The 24,808-nt window shown below is 54.7% G+C and carries 25 protein-coding genes; 17 read left to right on the forward strand and 8 right to left on the reverse strand.

The window, feature by feature from the left end; translation table 11 throughout:
• Nucleotides 1-8: 8 nt before the first annotated feature.
• Genes J7395_RS17985 through J7395_RS18010 form a run of 6 tightly spaced genes read left to right on the forward strand, consistent with a single transcriptional unit; the run spans nt 9 to nt 4,841 of the window.
• Nucleotides 9-470 (forward strand): helix-turn-helix domain-containing protein, encoded by a 462-nt coding sequence (locus tag J7395_RS17985; RefSeq protein WP_209222907.1) that lies wholly within the window; start codon nt 9-11, stop codon nt 468-470.
• Entirely contained in the window at nt 461-1,033 is a 573-nt protein-coding gene (locus J7395_RS17990) for an Lrp/AsnC family transcriptional regulator (RefSeq protein ID WP_209222909.1), read from the forward strand. The genes J7395_RS17985 and J7395_RS17990 overlap by 10 nt, the downstream gene beginning before the upstream one ends.
• Nucleotides 1,020-1,472, forward strand: a complete 453-nt coding sequence (locus tag J7395_RS17995) for an Lrp/AsnC family transcriptional regulator (protein ID WP_209222911.1) — start codon at nt 1,020-1,022, stop codon at nt 1,470-1,472. Before J7395_RS17990 ends, J7395_RS17995 begins: the two co-directional genes overlap by 14 nt.
• A complete protein-coding gene (locus tag J7395_RS18000) occupies nt 1,469-2,002 on the forward strand; it encodes an Lrp/AsnC family transcriptional regulator (RefSeq protein ID WP_209222913.1) in 534 nt (177 codons plus the stop codon). The genes J7395_RS17995 and J7395_RS18000 overlap by 4 nt, the downstream gene beginning before the upstream one ends.
• Complete coding sequence (gene nirJ, locus J7395_RS18005; RefSeq protein WP_209222915.1) at nt 1,990-3,234, forward strand: heme d1 biosynthesis radical SAM protein NirJ; 1,245 nt, start codon at nt 1,990-1,992, stop codon at nt 3,232-3,234. Before J7395_RS18000 ends, nirJ begins: the two co-directional genes overlap by 13 nt.
• Complete coding sequence (locus J7395_RS18010) at nt 3,231-4,841, forward strand: nitrite reductase (protein ID WP_209222917.1); 1,611 nt, start codon at nt 3,231-3,233, stop codon at nt 4,839-4,841. Before nirJ ends, J7395_RS18010 begins: the two co-directional genes overlap by 4 nt.
• 16 nt (nt 4,842-4,857) lie before the next feature.
• Here J7395_RS18010 and J7395_RS18015 read toward each other — a convergent pair whose 3' ends face one another.
• The 7 genes from J7395_RS18015 to J7395_RS18045 form a co-directional block, all read right to left on the reverse strand.
• Entirely contained in the window at nt 4,858-5,223 is a 366-nt protein-coding gene (locus J7395_RS18015) for a cytochrome C oxidase subunit IV family protein (protein ID WP_209222919.1), read from the reverse strand.
• A 7-nt stretch (nt 5,224-5,230) separates the two neighbouring features.
• Nucleotides 5,231-5,851, reverse strand: coding sequence for a cytochrome c oxidase subunit 3 family protein (locus J7395_RS18020; protein ID WP_247742263.1), 621 nt, complete (start codon nt 5,849-5,851; stop codon nt 5,231-5,233).
• 14 nt (nt 5,852-5,865) lie between these two features.
• Entirely contained in the window at nt 5,866-7,836 is a 1,971-nt protein-coding gene (locus J7395_RS18025; RefSeq protein WP_209222921.1) for a VWA domain-containing protein, read from the reverse strand.
• Nucleotides 7,837-7,849: 13 nt separating this feature from the next.
• Nucleotides 7,850-8,659 carry a CbbQ/NirQ/NorQ/GpvN family protein gene (locus J7395_RS18030; RefSeq protein ID WP_209222923.1) on the reverse strand — a complete coding sequence of 270 codons (810 nt, stop codon included), beginning with the start codon at nt 8,657-8,659 and terminating at the stop codon, nt 7,850-7,852.
• A gap of 128 nt (nt 8,660-8,787) precedes the next feature.
• Nucleotides 8,788-10,131, reverse strand: coding sequence for a cbb3-type cytochrome c oxidase subunit I (locus J7395_RS18035; protein ID WP_209222925.1), 1,344 nt, complete (start codon nt 10,129-10,131; stop codon nt 8,788-8,790).
• A gap of 27 nt (nt 10,132-10,158) precedes the next feature.
• On the reverse strand, nt 10,159-10,611 hold the full coding sequence (locus J7395_RS18040) for a cytochrome c (RefSeq protein ID WP_209222927.1): 453 nt from the start codon (nt 10,609-10,611) through the stop codon (nt 10,159-10,161).
• Nucleotides 10,612-10,796: 185 nt separating this feature from the next.
• Complete coding sequence (locus J7395_RS18045) at nt 10,797-11,504, reverse strand: DUF542 domain-containing protein (protein WP_209222929.1); 708 nt, start codon at nt 11,502-11,504, stop codon at nt 10,797-10,799.
• 255 nt (nt 11,505-11,759) lie between these two features.
• Between J7395_RS18045 and J7395_RS18050 the strand changes: the two genes are divergently transcribed.
• Genes J7395_RS18050 through J7395_RS18060 form a run of 3 tightly spaced genes read left to right on the forward strand, consistent with a single transcriptional unit; the run spans nt 11,760 to nt 14,380 of the window.
• Nucleotides 11,760-12,464, forward strand: a complete 705-nt coding sequence (locus J7395_RS18050) for an SCP2 sterol-binding domain-containing protein (RefSeq protein ID WP_348541245.1) — start codon at nt 11,760-11,762, stop codon at nt 12,462-12,464.
• Nucleotides 12,465-12,488: 24 nt separating this feature from the next.
• Entirely contained in the window at nt 12,489-13,466 is a 978-nt protein-coding gene (locus J7395_RS18055) for a peptidase U32 family protein (protein WP_209222931.1), read from the forward strand.
• Entirely contained in the window at nt 13,463-14,380 is a 918-nt protein-coding gene (locus J7395_RS18060) for a U32 family peptidase (protein WP_209222933.1), read from the forward strand. The genes J7395_RS18055 and J7395_RS18060 overlap by 4 nt, the downstream gene beginning before the upstream one ends.
• 406 nt (nt 14,381-14,786) lie before the next feature.
• Here J7395_RS18060 and J7395_RS18065 read toward each other — a convergent pair whose 3' ends face one another.
• The gene (locus J7395_RS18065; RefSeq protein ID WP_209222935.1) at nt 14,787-15,275 is read right to left on the reverse strand and encodes a hypothetical protein; all 489 of its coding nucleotides are present in this window, start codon (nt 15,273-15,275) and stop codon (nt 14,787-14,789) included.
• A 108-nt stretch (nt 15,276-15,383) separates the two neighbouring features.
• Between J7395_RS18065 and J7395_RS18070 the strand changes: the two genes are divergently transcribed.
• The 8 genes from J7395_RS18070 (at nt 15,384) to J7395_RS18105 (ending at nt 24,548) form a co-directional block, all read left to right on the forward strand.
• Complete coding sequence (locus J7395_RS18070) at nt 15,384-15,764, forward strand: hypothetical protein (RefSeq protein WP_209222937.1); 381 nt, start codon at nt 15,384-15,386, stop codon at nt 15,762-15,764.
• 79 nt (nt 15,765-15,843) lie between these two features.
• Nucleotides 15,844-18,036 (forward strand): NosR/NirI family protein, encoded by a 2,193-nt coding sequence (locus J7395_RS18075; RefSeq protein WP_209222939.1) that lies wholly within the window; start codon nt 15,844-15,846, stop codon nt 18,034-18,036.
• Nucleotides 18,036-19,982, forward strand: a complete 1,947-nt coding sequence (gene nosZ / locus J7395_RS18080) for a TAT-dependent nitrous-oxide reductase (protein ID WP_209222941.1) — start codon at nt 18,036-18,038, stop codon at nt 19,980-19,982. Before J7395_RS18075 ends, nosZ begins: the two co-directional genes overlap by 1 nt.
• Before the next feature lie 5 nt (nt 19,983-19,987).
• A complete protein-coding gene (locus J7395_RS18085; RefSeq protein WP_209222943.1) occupies nt 19,988-21,325 on the forward strand; it encodes a nitrous oxide reductase family maturation protein NosD in 1,338 nt (445 codons plus the stop codon).
• Nucleotides 21,297-22,187, forward strand: a complete 891-nt coding sequence (locus J7395_RS18090; protein ID WP_209222945.1) for an ABC transporter ATP-binding protein — start codon at nt 21,297-21,299, stop codon at nt 22,185-22,187. The genes J7395_RS18085 and J7395_RS18090 overlap by 29 nt, the downstream gene beginning before the upstream one ends.
• Nucleotides 22,184-23,005 (forward strand): ABC transporter permease subunit, encoded by an 822-nt coding sequence (locus tag J7395_RS18095; RefSeq protein ID WP_209222947.1) that lies wholly within the window; start codon nt 22,184-22,186, stop codon nt 23,003-23,005. The genes J7395_RS18090 and J7395_RS18095 overlap by 4 nt, the downstream gene beginning before the upstream one ends.
• Complete coding sequence (locus J7395_RS18100; RefSeq protein WP_209222949.1) at nt 23,002-23,604, forward strand: nitrous oxide reductase accessory protein NosL; 603 nt, start codon at nt 23,002-23,004, stop codon at nt 23,602-23,604. The genes J7395_RS18095 and J7395_RS18100 overlap by 4 nt, the downstream gene beginning before the upstream one ends.
• A gap of 8 nt (nt 23,605-23,612) precedes the next feature.
• Nucleotides 23,613-24,548, forward strand: coding sequence for an FAD:protein FMN transferase (locus J7395_RS18105; protein ID WP_209222951.1), 936 nt, complete (start codon nt 23,613-23,615; stop codon nt 24,546-24,548).
• The last annotated feature ends 260 nt before the right edge of the window (nt 24,549-24,808 follow it).

Genomic DNA, 24,808 nt, shown 5'->3' on the forward strand with positions numbered 1-24,808 from the left:
AGGCCATCATGAGCACCGAACTCACCCGCCTACAAACCCTGCTGATCGAACATTTTCAGCGCGGTTTCCCGACGACACCACGCCCGTTTGAAACCATCGCCAAAGAACTGGGCACCAACGAAGACACGGTGATTTCCGCCATTTCCGATTTGAAGGACAAAGGTTATCTCGACCGGATTGGCGCGACCTATGCGACCGGGCGCGCAGGGGCATCAAGCCTTGCGGCGATGGAAGTTCCAGATGATCAGCTTGAAAAAATTGCCGCCCAAGTCAGCCACTTTACCGAAATCAATCACAATTACGAACGCGAAGATAAACTCAATCTATGGTTCGTCGTGACCACCGCCGATCAGGCCAGTCTGGACACGACAATCAAGGCAATCGAAGCCAAGACAGGCTTCCCGGTATATCGGATGCCGATGATCGAACATTACCGTCTCGATTTGGGATTTGCGTTGAAATGGAACTGAGCGAGCTTCAACACCAGCTGATCAAAAGACTGCGCGACGGCTTGCCAATCGGCAAACGTCCCTACGCAAATATTGCCAATGACCTCGGCACGACCGAGGAAACGGTGATCGAAACGCTTGAACAGCTTATCGCCCACAAGGTTATCAACCGTTTTGGCATGATCATCCGTCATCGCGCACTTGGTTATCAGGCCAATGCGATGTGCGTTTTCGATATCGGTGATGATGCGGCATCCGACATTGGCAAGGCCATGGCGACACTGCCCTATGTCACCTTGTGTTATCGTCGGGAACGGGTTGCCGGGGTCTGGCCATACAATCTTTATTGCATGATCCATGGTCGTGACCGGCTGACCGTCCGGGCACAAATCCGCCATCTGATGGCACGTCTGGAACTTTACGACACCCCTCATAAGGTTCTGTTCAGCAAGCAATGCTTCACCCAGCGGGCCGGAAAATATGGTGCCCCGACGGCGTCAGCATCCCTATCCGCATCCGGACCTGCATCGACGCAGACGATCCCGTTCCCGATAAAATCAGGGAAGTACCATGAACAAGCTTGAACGCGATCTGATCAATAATCTTCAGGGTGGTTTCCCGATCTGCGCCCACCCGTTTCAGGTTCTGGCCGACCGTCTTGGCTATGACGAGGAAACGATTATTGACGGCGTGAAAAACCTGATCGCGGATGGATATGTCAGCCGGTTCGGCCCGCTTTACAACACCGAAAGACTGGGTGGTGCCGTGACCCTTGCCGCGATTGCCGTACCATCCGATCGCTTTGACGAGGTCGCGGAACAGGTCAACGCGTTTGACGAAGTCGCTCACAATTACGCCCGTGAAGATGCGCTGAATATGTGGTTCGTGATCCTTGCCGAGGATGAAAAAAAACTTCAGCACGTCATCACCCGGATCGAAAACGCAACCGGCCTTCGGGTGCTGAGTTTCCCAAAGGAACGGGAATATTTCCTTGAATTGCATCTGGAGGTTCCCGATCAATGATTTCCTTTCTGAACCAACCAGAACTGCCGGAACTTGATGAAATCGATCATGCCCTGATCCGTGCGACGCAAACCGGATTGCCGTTAACGCCGTCACCTTACGGGGATATCGCGCTGGGTCTTGGTCTTGGCCCGGATGAAGTCGAACAGCGTCTGCAACGGTTGCACGATGTCGGTGTCATCCGGCGGATCGGCATCATTCCCAACCATTACCGGCTGGGCTATCGCGCCAACGGCATGAGCGTCTGGGACATCAATGATGAAGCCGTTGATGCCATGGGCGAGATGATCGGAAAGCTGGATTTCGTATCGCACTGCTATCGCAGGCCGCGCCACCTGCCCGATTGGCCATTCAACCTGTTTGCCATGGTCCACGGTACGACACGTGAAACGGTCGAGGCCAAGGTTCAGGATATCCGCAACCGTTTGGGCGAGAATGTCCGCGACCACCGCATTCTTTACAGCAACCGAATTCTTAAAAAAACCGGCCTGCGTTGGCGCAAAAGCGGAGAAAAGAAATGTTGCGGTTAAGCCAGTATATCCGTGCTGCCATCGACATTGCCGAAAATGGCGCGATCCCCGTTGCTAACCCGCGCAAACATGCCCCGCTTTCCAATCGTGGGCCTGTCGTTATCTGGAACCTGATCCGGCGGTGCAACCTGACCTGCAGGCATTGTTATGCCTCCGCCGTTGATAAGGATTTCCCGGGCGAGCTGACGACAAAACAGGTTTTCAGTACCATGGAAAATCTGCGCGATTTCAATGTTCCGGTGCTGATCCTGTCGGGTGGCGAACCGCTTATGCGGCCCGATATTTTTGATATTTCGGCCTATGCCAAGGAACTTGGTTTCTATGTCGCACTGTCAAGCAACGGAACCCTGATCGATGATAAAAACATCAATCAGATCGCAGCCGCCAATTATGACTATGTTGGCATCAGTCTGGACGGGCTTGGCGCAACACATGATTATTTCCGCCGTCTTGAAGGCGGGTTTGATCTTGCCCTTCGCGGAGCAAAACTATGCCGTGATGCCGGATTGCCGGTTGGCATCCGTTTCACCATGACCCGCGAAAATTATCAGGACCTACCCGGCCTTCTTGACCTTGTTGAACAGGAAAAGATCGACAAGTTCTATTTTTCACATCTGAACTATGCCGGTCGCGGAAACCACAACCGCAAGGACCATGCATTCTACAATATGACCCGCGAGGCACTTTTGATGATGTTTGCCCGTTGCGAGGCAGACGTCAAGGCAGGCATCGCGCGCGACTATGTGACGGGCAACAACGATGCTGACGGGGTTTTCCTGAAACTCTGGATTGACGAACATTACCCGGCGGCATCCAACCAGATCGGGAAAATGCTGCAACGCTGGGGCGGGAACGCATCGGGTGTGAATGTTGCCAATATCGACAATCTGGGCAATGTCCATCCCGATACCATGTGGTGGCAACACACATTGGGCAATGTCCTGAAACGGCCGTTCTCGGAAATCTGGCAGGATGTCAGCGATCCTTTGATGGCCGGTCTAAAGCAACGCCCCCGTCTTGTGCATGGTCGCTGCGGCGAATGCCAATATCGCGATATTTGCGGCGGCAACACGCGAACGCGCGCCTATCAACTAACCGGTGATCCATGGGCCGAGGATCCCGGCTGTTATCTTGATGATGCCGAACTTGGCATTACTGGCGACCATAACCGTCTTGAAACCGTTCCGTTTTCCGCAACCAAACGCCACGGTCAGGTGGAGGTCACATCATGACCACCATCGTCAAGGCTGCCTTGGCGCGGATTTGCCTTGGCACGGTATTGGTATCCGGTTTGATCAGCACCACAAACGCCTTTGGCCAAACCGCCCTTTCATCTGCCCAGATTGCCGATGCCAACGCGCTCTATGCAACGCATTGTGCCGCCTGTCACAATGGCGACCGGCTGGGTGGAATGGGTCCGGCCCTTTTGCCCGAAAGCCTCGAAAAACTGCGCGGCAACGGCATTTCGGATGTCATTCGCGATGGCCGCGCGGCAACGCAGATGCCGGCCTTTGGCGAAACCCTTGCCGCAACGGAAATCACCCTTCTGGCAGACTGGTTGCGACAACCGATGGACAGGTCGCCAGAATGGGGCATGTCCGAAATCGTCCAAAGTCACGATGTTTTCATCGATCCGGCGGAACTGCCCGACAAACCAAAATTCGAAGGTGATCCTTTAAACCTGTTCACAATTGTCGAGGCGGGCGATCATCACGTCACGATACTTAATGGTGACACGTTTGAACCGCTTGATCGTTTCCCGACCCGCTTTGCCCTGCATGGCGGGGCGAAATATTCTCCGGACGGTCGTTTTGTCTATCTGGCGTCGCGCGATGGCTGGGTTCAGATGTATGACCTTTATTCCCTGCAAACCGTTGCTGAAATCCGGGTCGGCCTGAATACGCGAAATGTGGCGGTATCCGATGACGGCCGATATGTGATGGCGGGCAACATGCTGCCGCACAATCTGGTTCTGCTGGATGCACGGGATCTGACACCAATACGCGAGTTCGCCGTTATCGGTGATGATGGCAAATCATCGCGTGTTTCGGCGGTATATACCGCACCACCGCGCCATAGCTTTATCGTCGCCCTGAAAGACCTGCCCGAAGTTTGGGAAATTTCCTATGCCGATGATCCACGTCCGGTCTATCCCGGTTTCGTTCACAACTACGAAGCCAATATGGTCGAAGCACTGGATGTTCAGAACGGCCCTTTTCCGGTAAGGCGTATTCATCTTGATGATGGTCTGGATGATTTCTTCTTCGATCAGGATTATCGCCACCTGATCGGGGCGGCGCGCAATGGCCGCGATGGGCAGGTAATCAATCTGAATGTCGGCCGAAAGGTTGCCGATATCGCACTGGAAGGCATGCCCCATCTTGGTTCAGGCATCACCTTTGACTATCAGGGCCATTCGGTGCTGGCGACACCGCACCTGAAAGATTCCAAAATCAGCGTCATCGACATGGAAAGCTGGAAAACCATCAAAACCATCGCAACAAAAGGCCCCGGATTTTTCACCCGCAGCCATGACAACACGCCTTATGCCTGGGTCGATGTATTCTTTGGCCCGGACAAGGACGTGGTCCATATCATCGATAAACGCACACTCGAAATCGTCAAAACGCTCCGCCCCGAACCCGGTAAGGTCGCGGCCCATGTCGAATTTGATCGCAGCGGCAAACACGCGCTGCTCTCGATCTGGGACGATGACGGCGCAATCATTGTTTACGATGCCCAAACATTCGAAGAAATCAAACGCATCCCGATGAAAAAACCGGTTGGGAAATATAACGTGTTCAACAAAATCACTTATTCCGCCGGCACCAGCCATTAAAACCGGTTCAAACGGCTTAGCGGTTCATTAAAATCACGGCTGCCTGTGCGGCCAGAACCCCTGCGAAAATCACGATCAGAAACGCGATGAACAATCCCCGCCATCCGCCCGCAGATGGACCAAGTCCAAGATAATATCGCAAAATCAGCCACGCCTTGAGGCTCCCGACCATCATGATCGTCATGGCGGGCACAATGCCAAGCATCGCACCTGTACGATCATCACCGATCAGGGCAAGAACCATCGACATGACGGTCGTGCCACTGGCGAGCAACCAGACAAAAATGGCCGTGCGCGACGAAAGCCCATGCCCGTCGCTTGGCATCGTGGACGAGGCTGAAATATCGTCGGTTTCTGTCGCGACTGGAAGATGTCGGTCCATGGTTTCCTCACCGCAAAAGATAGATCACAGGAAACACCAATACCCAGACCATATCGATCATGTGCCAGAATGCCGTTCCGGTTTCGATATTTGTCAGGTTCGGCCATATGGCAACAACGCCCAGCACCCCAAGCCCCATCACCACATGCAGGGCGTGAAAGCCGGTGATCAGGTAATAAAGCGTGAAAAACGTGCTGGTTTCCAAACCGATCCCGGCATCGATTTTGGTGCCATATTCAATAAGCTTCACGATCAGAAAAACGATACCCAAAGCTGCCGTCCCCGCCAGCCAGACCCGGCATTGCAAAACTGCATCCTTTTTAATGGCACGCACAGCAAAAACAGCCAAAAGGCCGCTTGTCAAAAGAATAAGCGTATTGATCCCGCCCATAACGCGATCAAGGTGAAGCTGATCATTGGCAAATCCCGCCGGGTCACCAATTCTTGCCGCCGAAAATGTCAACAGAAACGCCCCAAAGACAACCAGTTCCGACAGGATCAGAACCCACATCAACGGATGCCCGGGCAAGGCTTCAAGCCCACCCCAAGCATCCGAAGCAGATTGCGGGTCATGATCCTTCAGGCCGAAACCGTCATGCTGCGTAACCGTGTCCTGATCGTGTCCCATCTGACACCCCGTTTTCAACGTACAAGTTGGCGATAGATACGTGGTAAGGCCGCAGGAAGGTTTTCCAGCTTGCTGACAATTGCGTGCCCGCCTGCCCCAAAGATATAGGGGAAGTAATCCTGTGCCCTTTGATCGACCGTTACACCGAAAAGGCCAAGCCCTGCCTTTCGGCATTCACGTACCGCACGGCGGCTATCCTCTATGCCGTAGCGACCTTCGTAATGGTCGATATCATTTGGCTTGCCATCCGTGATTACCAGCATCAACCGGTGTTGGTGCGGTCGATCTCCCAACAGCTTTCCAACATGGCGGATGGCAGCCCCCAACCGGGTGTAATAACCGGGCCGAAGCTTCTGTATCCGTTCCTGGGTACGGGGCGACCAATCTTCGTCGAAATTCTTGATCGCATTGATCCGCACCCAGTCGCGCCGACGGGATGTAAAGCTGAAGACACCAAATTCGTCCCCGCAGGCATCCAGCCCACCAGCCAGCACCGAAAGCGCCTGCTTTTCAACATCGAGAACCCGTTGATCCTGTATCCAGGCATCGGTCGACAATGATACATCGACCAGTACCGCAACCGACAAATCGCGTGCCCGTCGAACCGTGTTCAGATACAGCCTGTCGCTGAGTTCTCCACTGCCTTTCTGGTCACAGCGGGCGCGCACCAATGCCTCAAGGTCAAGCTCGCTTCCGTCACATTGCGCGCGCAGCGTTTCATGGCGCGGCCGAAACGCTTCGAATTGACGGCGAACCTGACGGATTTGGCGTCGTTCGGTTTCACCCGGATGCCAAACATCACACTCACTGACTTTTTCATCACCGGATTGCATGATGACTTTGCAGAAATCCGGGCGATACGATTGATGACGGTAATCCCATTCCGGATAGGTCCATTCACCAATCACGCGTCCTTCATCGGCTTCGCGGGGCGGCAGATCCAGATCGAAACGCAATTTGGTTGCCGCTTTGCGTTTGCAGTCGGAAATTTCCATTTCGTCAAGCTCGTCAGCCGCTTTCTTTGCGTCCTGCTCGTCCTCGTCATCCATCGGTCGATTGACATTGACCATCTCGGCAATCGAAAGGATTTTTTCAAACCGGTTTAATGCGAGGGGATCATTGCGACCAGCCTGATCATTCTTGCGCCGGCGGGCGCGCTTTTTGCGTTCCTGACTGCCATCTGACGAATTTCCATCCTCGTCCATGTCGGTATCGGCAACACGACCGGCCGTTCCCGAACAAATGGCCTCGCCCCAAAGCGGAACGGGAAGAAACGGCGCATAACGATGCGGTTGCAAACCCGCAATATTGATCATTCCCGCAATATCAACACCTGTGCCGACAGCGTTAACAACGGGCCACAAATCGTTTTCATGCGGCTGCCCTGTGACCCCAAGAATCTTCAGAACACATTCTTCGATATGCTGTTCGCGTCGGGGTAAGGGACGAACCGGTCGCAACGCCAGAAACGCATCATACAGGCGTTGCCGCAAACCAATGATACCGGGGAAATTGTGGCACACATCCCGATCGGTTTGTCGTGCCCGGGAAAGCCGCATGATATCGGCCAATAACGGGCTTTGCACAATGTCCGCCGAAATGGTTTGCGGCTCCGAAACCGCGAACCATGCCATCAGCCAGATATAAAAATCACGGTTAAGGTCACGCGACGGAAACAGTGAAATGGACGCGGGCAGCTTTACCGATGCCTCGTTCATTTCGGCCATCGTGATCTGTTCATCCACCAGACCGATCCGCTGCCGCCAGCGTAACCGATGCCCCGAAACCCGTTTATCGATCTGGGCAAATTCCAGCGCCGGATCGCCACCAAGGGTGCGAAAGATCACCGGTAAATGGCTGCGCAATTCGGCAAACGTGATCGCGTGCTCAGCATGATCGCGATAGCTTTCCTGATTGCGCGACGCAATCCGGTGCCAGATCATGCCGACCTGTTCTTCGAATTCCAGAAAATCGAAACTCATCATCGCCTCCCGGCTGTCAGCCCCGGATAATCCCGATGGCCTCGCGAAGGCCCGCCTTGATATCCGCATCATCCGACAGAGGTTCGATGATGGCGGCATTGATGGCGTCATCAAATGCAACATTGGCCATCAAAAGTGTCGCGCAATAAACCAGCAACCGGGTTGAAACCGCTTCTTCAAGATCAATCCCGGTAAGCTTGCGAATATTGCCAGCGATACGCACCAGAAGGGCTGCGCGTTCAACATCGATCCCGGTTTCACGCATGATCACCGCTTTTTCGGTTTTCGCGTCCGGGAAATCGAACTCGACCGCCAGAAACCGTTGCCGGGTCGATGGTTTCAGTTGCTTCAGAAGGTTCTGGTAACCGGGGTTATAGGACACCACCAGCATGAAATTGGCCGGCGCTTCCAGAAGCTCGCCCGTCCGGTCCAGCGGCAAAAGACGCCGATCATCGGTCAATGGGTGCAGGACCACCGTCACGTCCTTGCGCGCCTCCACCACCTCATCGAGATAGCAGATCCCACCGTGGCGGACCGCGCGCGTCAACGGGCCATCCACCCAAACGGTTTCCCCGCCCTTGATCAGATAGCGCCCCGTCAGATCCGCCGCCGTCAAATCGTCATGGCAGGAAACGGTATAAAGCGGAACACCAAGCTTTGCCGCCATATGCGATACAAAACGCGTTTTCCCGCAACCGGTCGGTCCCTTCAGCAACAAGGGCAGATGCTGCTGCCAAGCCGTTTCAAACAACTGCTGTTCATTGCCGGTAGACTGATAATAAGGAACGTCCTGATCTGGGAGTACGTCTTTAAGAGCGGTCTGCATGTGAATGCTCCTTGGAAAATAGAAAGGCCGAAAATGACAACGACCGGTCGCGGGAACCAACCGGTCGTTGTCCGCCATGTGTCGTCATGGAAGAGAGCATGAAATCGAACACACAGACTTGATTGCCGTCATTCGGCGGGCTGACGTGCCCCTGCGGTTACGCGTCCACCTCGCGGTGCGACCACAAGCGACCAGATGATCATGGTGACACCGATCAGCACGACTACCCCCGCTCCCAAACGCATCCAGTAGAACAGGGCAACCTGATCCTGCACCTCCATGTAATTCATCCCCAGAACACGTTGCAGATGGGTCTGAACGACACCCGCAAATGTCAGGGTAAAGGTCATGAATGCCATCGCACTGGTCGTGATCCAGAAGCCCCACATATTGAGCTGCTGGTTATAAGGTTCACGCCCGCGAAGATAAGGCAGCGCATAGGTGAAGATTGCCAGATTAAGCATCACATAGGCCCCGTAGAAAGCCAGATGGCCATGTGCTGCGGTAATCTGTGTTCCGTGGGTGTAGTAATTGATCGACGACAGGGTATGCATGAAGCCCCATACGCCCGCGCCAAAAAACGCCATGACCGAACAGCCAAGCGACCAAAGTAGGGCCGCCTTGTTCGGATGATCCCGACCACCTTTCCAAACCATGTAGAAGCAGAAAACAACCATGGCAAAGAAAGGAACGACTTCCAGCGTCGAAAACACGTTACCGATCCACTGCCAATATCCCGGGGTTCCGATCCAGTAATAGTGATGGCCGGTACCCAGAATGCCGGTAAACAGCGAAAGTGAAACCATGACATAAAGCCATTTTTCAACGACTTCGCGATCAACACCCGTCATCTTGATCATCAGAAACGCCAGGATCGACGCCATGATCAGTTCCCACACACCTTCGACCCAAAGATGCACGACATACCACCAGTACATCTTGTCCACCGCAAGGTTGGACGGGTTATAGAACGCAAACAGGAACAGCAACGCGACGAACCAAAGGGCAACCATCAGTACGTTTGATACTGCGGTTTTCCGCCCCTTAAGCAGTGTCAGCGTGGTGTTGTAAAGGAACATCAGCGCCACCACGACGATACCGACCTTGATCGGCAATGGCTGTTCAAGGAACTCGCGTCCTTCGTGATAGCCAAGGATGTATCCGACAACTGCGGCAGCGGTTGCCGCCATGAACAGCCAGAACTGGATAATCGCCATTTTCGGGCTGTGCAGTTCGGTTTCGCATTCTTCAGGCAGCAAATAATAAGCCGCCCCGAAATAGCCCATCAACAACCAGACGATCAGGGCGTTGGTGTGGATCATGCGAATGACGTTGAACGGCAGCAGTTCGGACAAGACGTTTGGAAAAACATAGACAGTGCCCGCCACCACGCCGAACAGAATCTGGGCTGCGAACAATGTCAGCGCGCCGTATATGTAATACAGCGCAACCTTTTGCGATTGATATTTCATTCTAGCCTCGTTTCCATCAGCACCGGATTATCCCGCCTCGTTTGGCGGCCAGCTCTGGGTGTCGATTTCACTGGTCCATTTCAGGAAGTCGACAAGCTCGTCGAGCTCCTGATCTGTAAGGTTGAATTGCGGCATCTGGCGGCGGCCTTCGATGCCTGTGGGCTGTGCGGCCATCCATGCCTTAAGCATATCGCGCGCACCTTCCGGATCATCTTTACCGCCATACCGCACCCAGACATTGCCAAGTTCAGGTGCGAAATAGGCACCCTCTCCCAAAAGCGTATGGCAGTTGATGCATGAATTGCGTTCCCAGACATGCTTGCCGGCGACAACCGATGGCGTCAGCTGATCCTGATTGCTGGACTCGTTGACGATATAGTTGTGGCTGTGCAAGGTCAGTCCGATAAAGATGACCAGAAAGAAGATCGTTCCGCCGTAGAAGATGTTTCGGGCGGCAGATTTTGTCAGTCGTTCCGACATTTGAACGGATCCTCACTCCGATTGGCAGTTCTATGCCGCTCTGTCCCCAAAACGGCGTCAGGCAATCATTTCCCGACTGGACGTTTCCCACCTTGACTACCGTCAAACGAAAAAAGCCCCGCACGATGGCGGGGCAGGTGGGGTCGGAAATGCACGGCAGGAAGGATAAGGCAAACCGCGTCAGGCTATTCAAAACACGGAAACAATATTTCATTCTCAAGATGGATATGCGCCACCAGGTCTTCGACCAGCTTGGCCGTACCGGAATAAAGCGCCCGCCATGAACCACAGACACCGTCGGGCAACGTGAAATTGTTGGTCAGCTTTTGCAGCTTATGGATGGCTTCGGCATGCTCGTCATGTTCTTCGCGCATGCAATGGATCGGCATGATCAGGGGAATTGTGCTGGCACTGTTGCGTTGCATTTCGCGCATCGCCGGGAACAGAACCATTTCCTCTTTCGCCATATGGGAATCAAGCTTCTCCGTCATTTCAAACAGCGCGTCGGCCAATCCCGCCGGGGCTTCCGGATGATCTCCGTGAACCGCCTCGACCTTGCGGGCAAGCAGGATAAGCTCGGCCAGTTCATCGCGATGGGTCTGATGATACCGATCCAGAATAAAATCGATGAACGCATCGATATCATTTGGATCCGGCAAGGTCAGTGGCCCCTTGGGCAAATCGCACAATTCACGGGCAATCAGACCGGCATCCAGTCCTTTCGCACTGGTGACCTCGTCAAGCGACTTGTTGCTTGAACAGCAAAATCCGATTTTATGACGTCGTAAAACCAGGGTTGCCCCCGGAAAACTTGCGACCAGATCGCCGATCTTGCGATGGATCAGATTTGCTGAATTGGCAGCTTCCTGATCATGAGTGAAATCGGATTGCATGCTGGCGGACCTCCATCCCCGGATATTGATCCAACCAAGTTTAGGCACCTTCCCAAAAGTCACGTTGACGATGGTCAAGTAGCCCTGCCCGGAATTTTGCAATTCCCCTTGCCCGATACTGTCTTGGAAAAGCAGAACCTTTCCACCTTATCAAGAACCGTAAAAATTCAAATCTTTCAGTGATTTGACGGACATCAACACCTTAAAACCCAAACAGGACAATACTTCCGGCACCAATGTGGTCCGGAGTCCGCCGTGTCAATCAAACGCCCGTCATTTACGCCCTTTCTGCTAATGAACCCCATCGTTCGAAATGTTCCGGCATTCGCGCTTGAACGCCTGTGCCAGCACGCCATGGCAACCATGTATCGCCGACACAAACCCGTTTTTGAACGGGTCACCGAACGTGAAACATTTGCCCTGCTCGTATGCCCGACGGATCTTGATCTCGACCTTTTCCTTGCCCTTGATCCAGAGCTCCCCGTCCTGCGCCCGGCCCATGAAGGGGATGACAATATCATCGCGGCACGGATCATCGGCCCGCTTCCGGCCCTTCTGGAACTGCTCGAAGGAAAATCCGACGGGGACGCGCTGTTTTTCTCGCGCGCATTACGAATAGAGGGCCGGACCGACCTTGTCGTTGCCCTTCGCAATGCCCTGGACGGCGAAGAAATAGACCTGCGTTCAGCCGTCATTGAAAGTTTCGGCGCCTTGGGACCTGCTGCACGTCTGGCACTGCGCGCCGCCGAAGCGGCATATCGCCAGATGCAATCGGACATGGACCGCGTGGCCGATACCCTGATTTCCCCGATTGAAAAACGTCTGGGCGGACTTGACCGGCGTCTGAGCGGACATGCGGAAAACATTTCAGGGCTTCAGAAATCCATCAAACGTCGCACGCACCGCACCGCTCAGATCGCGCTGGCGGGTGATGATTTCGCCCTGCCTGATCCTTCATAACCGACAAACACATACAGGGATTTCATGGAACTAGTTTGCCCGGCAGGAACCCCCGCCAGTCTGCGTGCCGCCGTCGAGGCCGGTGCGGATGTTGTATATTGCGGTTTCCGCGATGCGACCAATGCCCGCAACTTTCCGGGGTTGAATTTTTCCCGACCCGAGCTGGCCGAGGCCGTTACATTCGCGCATAAACATGGCGTGCATGTCTATCTGGCCTGCAACACCTATCCGCATGCCGGTTCCGAGGATATCTGGCACAAGGCTGTCGATGATGCGGTTGCAATTGGTGTTGATGCAGTCATTCTGGCTGATATCGGATTGCTGCGCTATGCGCGCGATAAACATCCCGATGCGCGCCTGCATCTGTCCGTACAGGCATCGGCCTCGAACGAGGAAGCCATTCGTTTTTACCACCGCGAATTTGGCGTGCGTCGTGTGGTTCTGCCGCGTGTCCTGTCGCTTGAAGAAATCCGGATGTTGAACCGGCGCATTTCGGTGGAAACCGAAGTTTTCGCCTTTGGCGGCATGTGTGTCATGGCCGAAGGCCGCTGTTCACTATCGTCCTATGCCACGGGGGAAAGCCCCAATATGAATGGCGTTTGTTCACCAGCAGCCCACGTCCATTACGAGGAACGCGGCGACAGCACCGTTTCCCGCCTTGGCAATTTTACAATCAATGTTTACGGCAATGATGAAAAGGTCGGATATCCCACCCTGTGCAAGGGCCGGTTCCGCGCTATGGACAAGGCCGGTTATCTGTTCGAAGAACCCACCAGCCTTGACGTCACGGCCATCCTGCCCGAACTCGCCGATGCCGGTGTAACGGCGCTTAAGATCGAAGGGCGACAGCGCGGCAAGGCCTATATCTCGCAGGTAGTCGGCGCGTTCCGCGCGTCCCTTGACCGCATTGCAAACGGGCAAACCGGCGCACGCGGCAATCTGGCCGCCCTTAGCGAAGGTCAGGCAGATACAACAGGTGCCTATCGGAGAAGCTGGCAATGACGAAATCAAGACTGGTCATGGGGCCCATTCTTTTTCACTGGGATGAAAACCGCAAACGGGATTTCTATGCCCGCATTGCCGATGAAATCGATGTTGATACAGTCCATGTTGGTGAAGTCGTCTGTGCCAAACGCATGCCGTTCTTTGACAAACATCTGCCCGACATCATCGAACGGCTTCAGAATGCCGGAAAGGAAGTCGTCTTCTCGACACTGGCCCTCGTCATGAATGAACGCGAGATCGCCCAGCTTCGTGAAATTGCCGAGATGCCGGATCTTCTGATCGAAGCCAACGACATATCTTCCATCGGCCTGCTTTCCGGCCGCCCCCATGTCGTCGGGCCGTATATCAATACATATAACGAAAGCACCCTGGACTATCTGATTGCCAATGGTGCACATCGCGTCTCCCTTCCGTGGGAATTGCCGATGCCATCGATTAACGCCCTTTGCAGCGCGCGTAAAACGGCCGAGATCGAAGTCCAGATATTCGGTCGTGTCCCGCTTGCCATATCAGCCCGGTGTTACTCTGCACGCGCACATGGCTTGCACAAGGACGGCTGCCGATATGTCTGTGGCGAGGCACTTGATGGCATGGATGTCGAAACGCTGGATCACACACCGTTTCTTGCCGTCAATGGTCTGCAAACCCTGTCCAGTCACTATCTGGAATTATCAACCGCTATTGATGATCTGAAAGATGCCGGTGTTAACGCCTTCCGGATTTCACCGCACACTCTTGATATGGTGCGCGTTGCCAATCTCTACCGTCGTCTGATCGATGGTGAAACCTCGTCTGACGAGGTCAGGCAATCATTGCAGGAAATGCAAAACGATCTGGCCTTCGCGGATGGCTTCCTGCACAGCCTTCCGGGTGCGGACCTCCGGGAAACGCTTGGTTCCCGGGCTGAATAATTTTCCCCACCGCGCAAATATCCATATCCGGAATACAGATATGAAAAGGGCCACAGCCTGATGAACTGTGGCCCTTCGATACATTGTGCAGGGGAGTGGACAGCTCAATGTATTGACGATGGCTGGAGTATACCTGATTTGCCTTGCTACTCCTTGACGGTCGTCAATCAGGACTGCCTTCAGCGGATACGACACCGTTCTGATGGAACGATATCGTGCCATATTGCTCATCCTCGCGTCGGTAAGATCGGGTTGCACTGGATAACCCCCGTCATAATCGGCTTCAAGCCGTATCGCCGATATCCCAGAACACACCGGCCATCATTTGCAGGGCCTGTCGGCTGAGGCTTTGCAAGATGTGTTCGTTGGGCGCATGCTGAGAGCATGACGCATAGGAGTGCGGCACTCAGACGGTCGGTAAATCAAGGATATAGGCAAATGTATCATTGGGCAGCGACCCGCCAAGATTGGGCAGGATTGCCGGTTTGGTTCCGGTGGTCTGGATGATTGAATCGCGCACACGCGTGACCCACGGATGGGACGGATCAAGCCGCGTTGCCCGGAAGAACCCCTTTGCCGAGGGAATGATTTCAACGTCAGTAAAGCCATGCTTATCAAGTTGGCGGCGCAAAGCCGGCAGAATGCCATCCGCATCCGTGCCGACCACATAACGCAACTGGCAATGCGCAATGGCTTCTGGAGAGATCGCATTGACCGGTTTTTCCGGGTTACCGGCCTTTGACGGAATACCGGTTGGCGCCATCCACTGTTCTCTGCCGTCGATCCGCTGGCCCATCGAACGTGCAGAAGCAGAAATTGCCCCGCTTGTTGTAGAAGCTGCCCAATCTATTGTGCCATCAAGATAAACGGCGCCGACCATGCGCAACCAAATCATGAACGCCTCGTGATTTTTTCATGGCCGACTGCTCATTTAAATCCCATTCATTTCGGGCACTTGACCTCTATCAAGCAAGGTCTGCCCGACATGGAATAAAGAAGCATTATGAAAAATATGCTTCGTATATTCCTGTCATTCTGGATCGCATTTTCCCTGATCGGGACAAATGCCGGTCAAACTTTTGCACAGACGACGAAGCATTCGATCAGCAGCGACATTATTGAAATCACGATATGTGTTGCCGGTCAGCAACCAGAAACGATCTTGATCGACCAGAATGGCAATCAGGTCCCCGCACCGGATAAATGCGATTGCCCCGCCTGCCCGAACTGCATCAACAGCACGTTTTTCAGCCTTCCCGATGCGATACGCTCCATCGGGCATGAGCGCGCAATCATCCTGACCGACATCCCGCAATCATTCGACGTTGCAGACGCCACCATCCGGGCGCCTGCGTCGGCACGCGCGCCCCCGCACAAGGTTTGACATCATGAAAACGCCATCTGTTCCAGTGTCTTTTCTGTCAGCTCGGCACTTCTTGCAAATCCGGTACATCCTGTCTGGCATGTTGCTTTTTGCAATGGGCATCCTGTTTCCGGTTCTGTTCGCGCCATCTGACGCACACGCCCAGAACAACCCGGTTCTGGCACAATTCATTGGCAAGGTTCCCGCCGCATCGCTGGTTGATGGGGCAGATGGCTATGGTCCGATTGATGCACACAATCCGGTCGCCCCGGTACTTAAGAACGGCACCAGGATCGGCTGGGCCTTTATCACATCCGATTTTGTCGGCACCACCGGCTATTCCGGGAAACCAATCCATGTGATGGCTGCGGTTGACGACGATGCCAAGGTCATCGGCGTCAAACTGGTCAAACATTCAGAACCGATTGTCCTGATCGGTATTCCCGAAGAGCGTATCGCCGCACTGACCGAGGGGTATATCGGTTTTGATTTGGTCCAGGCAGCCAAGGGCGCGGACCATGAGCTGAACATTATTTCCGGTGCCACCGTGACCATTATGGTTATTGATGACTCGATCCTCAGATCGGGTATCAAGGTGGCGCGGGCCCTTGGCCTTGGCGGGTTGAGCACCCCGACGGCAACAACCGGACCGCAGTTCAAGATTAATCCGGACGCTTCGGCCCCGGCCGACTGGCAGACAATGGTCGGGGACGGAACGTTGCGGCGCATGTCGCTTGATGTCGGGCAGGTCAATGATGCCTTTGCCGCCATGGATGACCCGCGGGCTACCGAACGCCCGATCACAGCCGACCCTGCAGAAACCTTCATCGACATGTATGCCACCCTTGTCAGCATTCCGGCAATTGGCAGGGCAACACTTGGTGAGCGCGGCTACAACAACCTCAAATCATGGCTCAAGGAAGGTGAAGAAGCCATTCTTGTCGCTGGACGGGGGCAATATTCCTTCAAGGGATCGGGCTATGTCCGTGGCGGGTTGTTCGACCGCATTCAGTTGATTCAGGGCGACATGTCCGTGCGTTTCCGCGACCGGAACCACCGGCGCGTTGGCGATATCATGGTCGGCGGAGCCCCGGAACTGACAGAAATGGATCTGTTCAAGATTCCGGCGTCGAACGATTTCGATCCGACACAGCCATGGCGTCTGGAACTTCTGGTCCATCGCGATATCGGTGCGGTTGAACGTCTTTACACCACGTTTGATATGGGCTGGCAACCGCCTGCAACATACCTGAAAAAGGTGGTGAAACCGGAACAGAAGGCCGCCTCTCAAGCCCCGTCAACACTTGAAACGGATGAACAGGCAGCAAAAACCGCACTGTGGCAACGCATCTGGCACGACAAAACGATCGAGATCGTGGTGCTCAGCATCATGCTCTTTACCCTGACGCTCGCATTCTTCTTCCAGAACATCCTGACACGTTCGGCAAAATTCACCTTCTGGTTCCGTATATCATTCCTGACCGTGACACTGGTGTTCCTGGGCTGGTACGCCAATGCTCAGCTTTCAGTCGTGAACCTGATGGCGCTGACCAATTCACTCGTGACCGGATTTACATGGGAAGCTTTCCTGCTTGATCCGCTGACCTTTATCTTGTGGTTCTCGGTCGCAGCCGCCCTGATCTTCTGGGGTCGCGGGGCATATTGCGGCTGGCTTTGCCCATTCGGCGCCCTGCAGGAATTGACCAACCGAATTGCAAAGCTTTTCCACATTCCGCAATGGACTTTGCCTTGGGGGCTGCATGAACGGCTGTGGGCGGTGAAATACATCATCTTCCTTGGTCTTTTCGGCACCATGCTGGCCAGCATTGACCAAGCCGAAAAACTGGCCGAAGTCGAACCTTTCAAGACCGCCATCATCCTTAAATTCGACCGGGCTTGGCCGTTTATTCTCTATGCCCTTGCCCTTCTTGGCGCCGGACTTTTCGTCGAACGATTCTATTGCCGGTATCTGTGCCCGCTGGGCGCAGCTTTGGCGATCCCGGCGCGTATCCGCATGTTTGATTGGCTCAAACGCTACAAGGAATGCGGGAGCCCGTGCCAGACCTGTGCGCATGAATGCATGGTCCAGGCCATCCACCCAACAGGAGAAATCAACCCGAACGAGTGTCACAACTGTCTTCACTGCCAAGTGCTGTATCAAAGCAAAAAAATCTGTCCGGTCGTGATTAAGAAGCTCAAGCGGCAGGAAAGCCTTTTGGCAAGCATGGAAGGCGCACAAAAAGCGCTGAACCGGACCCAGACAACAAAGCACAATCCCAAGGAGAAATCGTGATGTCTGACAATACCGAAAAAACCGGTGTTACCCGTCGTGGTCTGCTGACTGCAGCAGCTGGTGGCGCTGCCTTTGCCGGTGCTGCTGGCGCTGCACGCCTGGCCATGGTTGGCGGGGTGACGGGTGCCGCAACCGCACTTTCTGCTGGAAGTGCGCAGGCCTCCACCGTTGCCGGGGCAAGCCTCGCCCCCGGACAGCTTGACGAGTATTACGGCTTCTGGTCATCGGGCCAGACAGGTGAAATGCGCATTCTGGGCATCCCGTCCATGCGCGAACTGATGCGCGTTCCTGTCTTTAACCGCTGTTCGGCAACCGGTTGGGGGCAAACCAATGAAAGCCTGAATGTCCTGACCGAAAACATGTTGCCCAAAACCAGGGATTATCTGGCCGCAAACGGCAAGAAAGTCCATGATAACGGTGATCTTCACCACGTGCATATGTCCTTTACCGAAGGAAAATATGACGGGCGGTACCTGTTCATGAATGACAAGGCAAACACACGTGTAGCACGTGTCCGTTGCGACGTCATGAAAACCGACAAAATCCTTGAAATCCCGAACGCCAAGGCCATTCATGGCCTCCGTCCGCAAAAATGGCCGCGCACCAACTATGTCTTTGCCAATGGCGAGGACGAAACCCCGATGGTCAATGACGGCAAGGTACTGAATGATCCATCACAATATGTGAACTTCTATACGGCAATCGATGCAGATGAAATGCAGGTTGCCTGGCAGGTCATGGTATCGGGCAACCTGGATAACACCGATGCCGACTACGACGGGAAATACGCGTTTTCCACCAGCTACAACTCGGAAATGGGCATGAACCTTGCGGAAATGACCGCATCCGAGCTTGATCACGTCGTCGTCTTTAACCTCAAGGAGATCGAAAAAGGTATCGCCGCCGGCGACTACATCGAGCTCAATGGCGTCAAAGTCATCGACGGTCGTAAGGGCAAGAACAAGAACTATACCCGTTACATCCCGATCCCCAACAGCCCGCATGGCTGTAACATGGCACCAGACAGGAAACACCTGTGTATCGCAGGCAAGCTGTCCCCGACGGTGTCGGTGATCGATGTCACCAAGCTTGATGCCGTGTTCTATGACGGTGCGGAACCCCGCTCTGCTGTTGTTGCCGAACCGGAACTTGGCCTTGGTCCGCTTCATACCGCATTTGACGGCAAGGGCAACGCGCTGACCACCCTGTTCCTTGACAGCCAGGTGGTCAAATGGAACATCGAAAATGCCGTGCGTGCCTATGCTGGCGAGCAGGTCGACCCAATCATCAAGAAGGTCGATGTGCATTATCAGCCAGGTCACAACTCCACCTCGATGGGTGAAACCCTGGAAGCAGACGGGAAATGGTTCATTTCGATGAACAAGTTCTCGAAGGACCGGTTCCTGAATGTCGGTCCGCTGAAACCGGAAAACGAACAGCTTTTCTCGATGCAGGGTGACGACCTTGTTCTGGTTCATGACGGCCCGACCTTCGCTGAACCCCATGATTCGATCATTGTGCACCGTTCTGTGGTCAATCCGGTCAGTGTATGGAACCGTCAGGACCCGATGTGGGCAAAAACCCGCGCACAGGCCGAGGCCGATGGCGTCAATATCGACGAATGGGCCGAAACGGTTATCCGCGATGGCAACAAGGTGCGTGTCTACATGACCAGTAGCGCACCGACATTCAGCCTTGAATCCTTTACCGTCAAGGAAGGGGATGAGGTCACGGTAATCGTGACCAACATGGATGACATCGACGATCTGACTCACGGCTTCACCATGGGTGATCACGGTGTGGCCTTTGAAATCGCGCCACAAGCCACGGCATCGGCAACCTTTGTTGCGTCCAAACCCGGTGTCTACTGGTATTACTGCCAGTGGTTCTGCCATGCCCTGCACATGGAAATGCGCGGGCGCATGTTTGTCGAACCGCGGAGCTGATGATCATGATGCGCTCCGTCCTGATGATTCTGGCCCTGATTGTTTTGCCGCTGCAGGTTTTTGCCGCGACGCAATCCGTGCCGTCAACAGACGGCGCGCTCGCCGCAGCCATCGCCGGGGCGGCCCCCGGCGATGTGCTTTTTCTTGATTCCGGCTACCATCAGGGGCCGGTTGAACTGAACAAACCAATTACGATTGATGGCCGAAACCAGGCAACAATTATCGGCAACGGGACCGGAAGTGTCATCACCATAACCGGCTCGGACATTACCATTCGCAACCTTGAAATCACCGGGTCGGGGTCATCGCACGAAACCATTGATTCCGGTATTCAGTTGCACCGCACCGCCGCACGCATCCTGATCGAGGGGAACACACTCCTCGGCAACCTGTATGGTGTTGATATTCACGGTGCCACGGATGCCACGGTTCGCAACAATATCATCGTCGGGCGGCGTGATCACAGAATCAACTCCCGGGGCAATGGTATTTATGTCTGGAACGCGCCCGGCACGCTGGTCGAAAAAAACGATATCCAATATGGCCGTGACGGTATTTTCGTAAACACATCCAAACGCGGAATTTTCCGCAATAACCTGATGCACGATCTGCGATTTGCCGTGCATTACATGTATGCCCATGACTCAGAAATCTCGGGGAATGTATCGGTAGGCAATCATCTTGGTTTTGCCCTGATGTATTCCAACCGCATTATAGTGCGCGACAACCTTTCACTCGCCGACCGCGATCAGGGATTGATGCTGAATTACACCAACAAATCCGATCTGGTCGGGAACATGGTGCGTGGAACCGGCGGGAAATGCCTGTTTATCTATAACGCGCATCACAACCTGATCGGCGACAACCGGTTTGAAGGCTGTGGTATCGGCATTCATTTCACCGCCGGTTCGGAAAGCAATGCAATGACCGGTAATGCCTTCATCGCCAACCAGACCCAGGTCAAGTATGTCGGTACCCGTAATGTGGAGTGGAGCTTCGATGGCCGGGGCAATTTCTGGTCGGATCATCCGGCATTCGATCTTGATGGCAATGGCATCACCGATAGCCGGTTCCGTCCCAATGACCTTATGGACCATATCCTGTGGTCACAACCGGCTGCCGGAATGCTGCTGGGCTCACCGGCGGTTCAACTGATCCGCTGGAGCCAGGCACACTTCCCGGCCATTCTGCCCGGCGGGGTTATCGATAGCTTCCCGCTGATGGAACCGATCAGCATTCCCGTTCCCGACAATATCGTCACACTAGAAGCTGCTGCCCGCACCACCCCCATATGGCTGCCTGAAAGGACTGAAAATGTGTCTGACACTCTCGCAGGTCACTAAACGTTACGGGAACCATACCGTTCTTGATGCGGTCGGCTTTGATGTAAACGCCGGAGAACGTGTTGCATTGCTCGGCCATAACGGGGCCGGCAAATCGACATTGATGAAGATCATCCTCGGACTGATCCCGGCCGATCTGGGGTCTGCATCTGTCCTTGGCGCAGCCCCGGGCAGCCACACAGCCAGAACCGGCGCCGCCTATTTGCCCGAAAACGCTGCGTTTCATCCGGCCCTGACCGGGCAGGAGCAACTTTGTCACTACCTTCGTTTACGCGGTGAAAGCACCAGCCAGGCGATGCCCCTTCTGGAGCGTGTCGGCTTGGGGGCCGCGGCAAAACGACGGATCGGAACATATTCCAAAGGCATGCGCCAACGCGTCGGCCTGGCACAGGCCTTGATCGGAACACCGCGGCTTTTGGTCCTTGATGAACCGACAAGCGGGCTGGACCCGGTTTCGAGGCGGGATTTCTATACCATTCTGGATGATCTTGCCGCTCAGGGAACCGCGATCCTGCTTTCCTCCCATGCCCTGACCGAAGTTGAAGCCCGAACCGACCGGATTGTGATCCTCTCATCTGGGGTCATGGTGGCCAACGATACGCTGGCAAGTCTGCGACGGCGGGCATCCCTGCCTATCCGCCTGCAGATATCAGTACAAAACGGCAAGGCCGATGAGGTTGCCCGGAAACTTTCGGCAGGACGGCGCAACGGCGTCATGGTCGATCTGGTCTGTCGTTCCGATGAAAAGCTTGCCCGGCTGGGGGATATTTCCGCACTTGGGTCACTGGTGGATGATGTCGACATTATCCCGCCAAGTCTGGAAGACATTTACAGCCATTTCAGTAAAGGGGGTGGCGCATGAACCGTATTATGGCATCGGCCCGAACCGAATTTGTCATTGCCTTCCGCAACCGCTGGATCACGATTGCCGTGGCAATGATGGTGCTGTTCTCGCTTGTTCTGTCTGCTGCCGGAAGTGCGCCAACCGGGGCACTCGGGGTAGACAAACTTTCGGTGACAGTCGCCAGCCTGACCTCGCTTACGGTGTATCTTGTCCCGTTGGTCGCACTTTTGCTGTCCTTTGATGCGATTGCCGGGGAAATCGAACGTGGCACCCTGTCACTTGTTCTGACCTATCCCGTGTCGCGCGCGGCCCTTATCCTTGGAAAATTCACGGCCCATCTGGCGATCCTCGCCATCGCGGTTGCTGCCGGGTACGGTATTGCCGCCATTACGGCAATGGCCGCCGACCCCGATGCAATCAGGGGCGTACCGGCATTGCTGCGTCTTTTCTGGACATCCATCCTTTTGGGCGCGACGTTCATCGGCATTGGATATGGCATATCGGCCTTTGCCCGTCGTCCGGGTGCTGCCGCAGGTCTGGTGATCGGTCTGTGGCTGGTGCTGATTGTACTTTATGACCTCGGTCTTCTGACGGCAATTGTTGCGGATGACGGCGGGAAATTCACCACCGATTATTTCCCCTTGCTGTTGCTCGGCAATCCGGCTGATGCCTTCCGGATTTATAATCTTGCCGTATCGGACGCCGCTGCCGCCGCCACCGGCCTGACAGGCGCAGCCAACAGCATCCCGCCTGTTCACGCCCTGATCTCCATCCTTGTCTGGCCCATCGTCGCAACAACCATTGCCTGGCTGACATTCCGGAAGGTAACGCCATGATAACCCGATCAAAGCACGCATCGTGGCTGCTGATTGCAGGTAGTCTTTTGATCCTGACTGGCTGTCAGGATCAGATCACGGATGACATGCCGCCACCGGTCGCCCTGACAGAAGAAGCCGTTGGACATTTTTGCCAGATGAATATTCTGGAACATGCCGGTCCCAAGGCACAGATCCATCTGGATGGGCTGCCCTATCCACTGTTTTTCAGTCAGGTGCGTGATGGTGTGGCTTATGAACGCATGCCCGAACAGAATTATAAAATCCGCGCCGTTTACGTAACCGATATGTCCAAGGCGTCGGAATGGAACAATGTCGGTCCGGATAACTGGATACCGGCGATATCGGCCTATTATGTGGTGGGATCGAACAAATCGGGCGGCATGGGGTCCGCCGAACTCGTCCCGTTCTCAGGGCAGGAAGATGCCATGACATTTGCCCGCCAGCATGGCGGCCGGGTCATGATGCTGACCGATATCAGCGATGCACTGGTTCTGGGCAATGCGTCGGCCGCACCATCTGCGCGGGTCAATGAAACAGCGACCCTGCCAGATGACGAAGATTATCGCTCCCGCCTTGAAAAACTTCGCACAGAATGAGGTTCGCCATGCCCACCATTTCACGACGTCGGTTTTTAAGTATTTCTGCGGCTGCCGGTGTTCTTGGCAGTGTTCCCCTTGCCGCGTGGGCCACACCGGCAAAACACCCTCTCCAAAGCTGGACGGGGGTCGCAATGGGGGCTGCGGCCTCGATCACGCTATCACACCCGAATGCAGACAGTATCCTTGACCGTGCGCGAAGCGAACTTGACAGGCTGGAGAATATATTCAGCCTGTATCGGCCCCACTCAGCCCTGTTTCGGTTAAACTCCACCGGAAGGGTCGATACCCCACCGTTCGAGCTGCTGGAATGTCTTGGCATGTGCGGCCTTATCCATCAGGCCAGCAACGGCCTTTTTGATCCAACCATTCAGCCGATCTGGCAACTATATGCCGAAAGCTATGCCAACGGGCATGCCCCGGCCCCCGCTTTGATCAAACAGGTCCTGAATCAGACCGGATGGCACAGGATTTCGATAACCTCGAACCAGATATCATTTACGCAATCGGGCATGGCAATTACCCTGAACGGCGTTGCGCAGGGCTATATTGCGGACCGGATCGCCACCCTTTTGCGCGGCGCAGGACTGACGAATGTTCTGATCAATACCGGCGAGTTTTCTGCAATTGGCGGTCACCCCGACGACAAGCCATGGGCTGTTGCCATCAATACCGGGTCACAGATCAAAAAAGATGCTGTGATGTTGCGGGACAACGCATTGGCAACCTCATTGCCAAACGGGACATTCTTTGATCAGGATGGCCTGATCGGACATATCCTCAATCCGCGAACAGGGCTTCCGGCAAAAAGCCGCCGTGACAGCATCAGTGTCACGGCCCCGAAAGCCGCCCTGGCGGATGGCCTGACGACCGCAATGTGCCTGATGAATGACTTAGAATGCGAGATGTTGCTCAAACAGTTTCCGAGCGCACGACTGGTTTGATACGGGACACCCTGATGCGTCCGGAATGATAAGCGAGAGGATCTTTTTACAGGTTTCGGGGACAGGATTAGCGCTCACTTTGTTCGCTCAGCTCCGCCCTTGTGGGCTCCGCAAAGAACCTTAGCCAACAGGCTTGGCCTGTTTGCGATCTTCCAATCCACATCCACCTGGCAAACGAACATTAAAAAAGCCCGCCACGAGGGCAGGCTTTTTTAAAGTTGGTTGCGGGGGCAGGATTTGAACCTACGACCTTCAGGTTA

The organism is Thalassospira sp. A3_1 (assembly GCF_017744215.1).
Lineage (GTDB): Bacteria > Pseudomonadota > Alphaproteobacteria > Rhodospirillales > Thalassospiraceae > Thalassospira > Thalassospira lucentensis_A.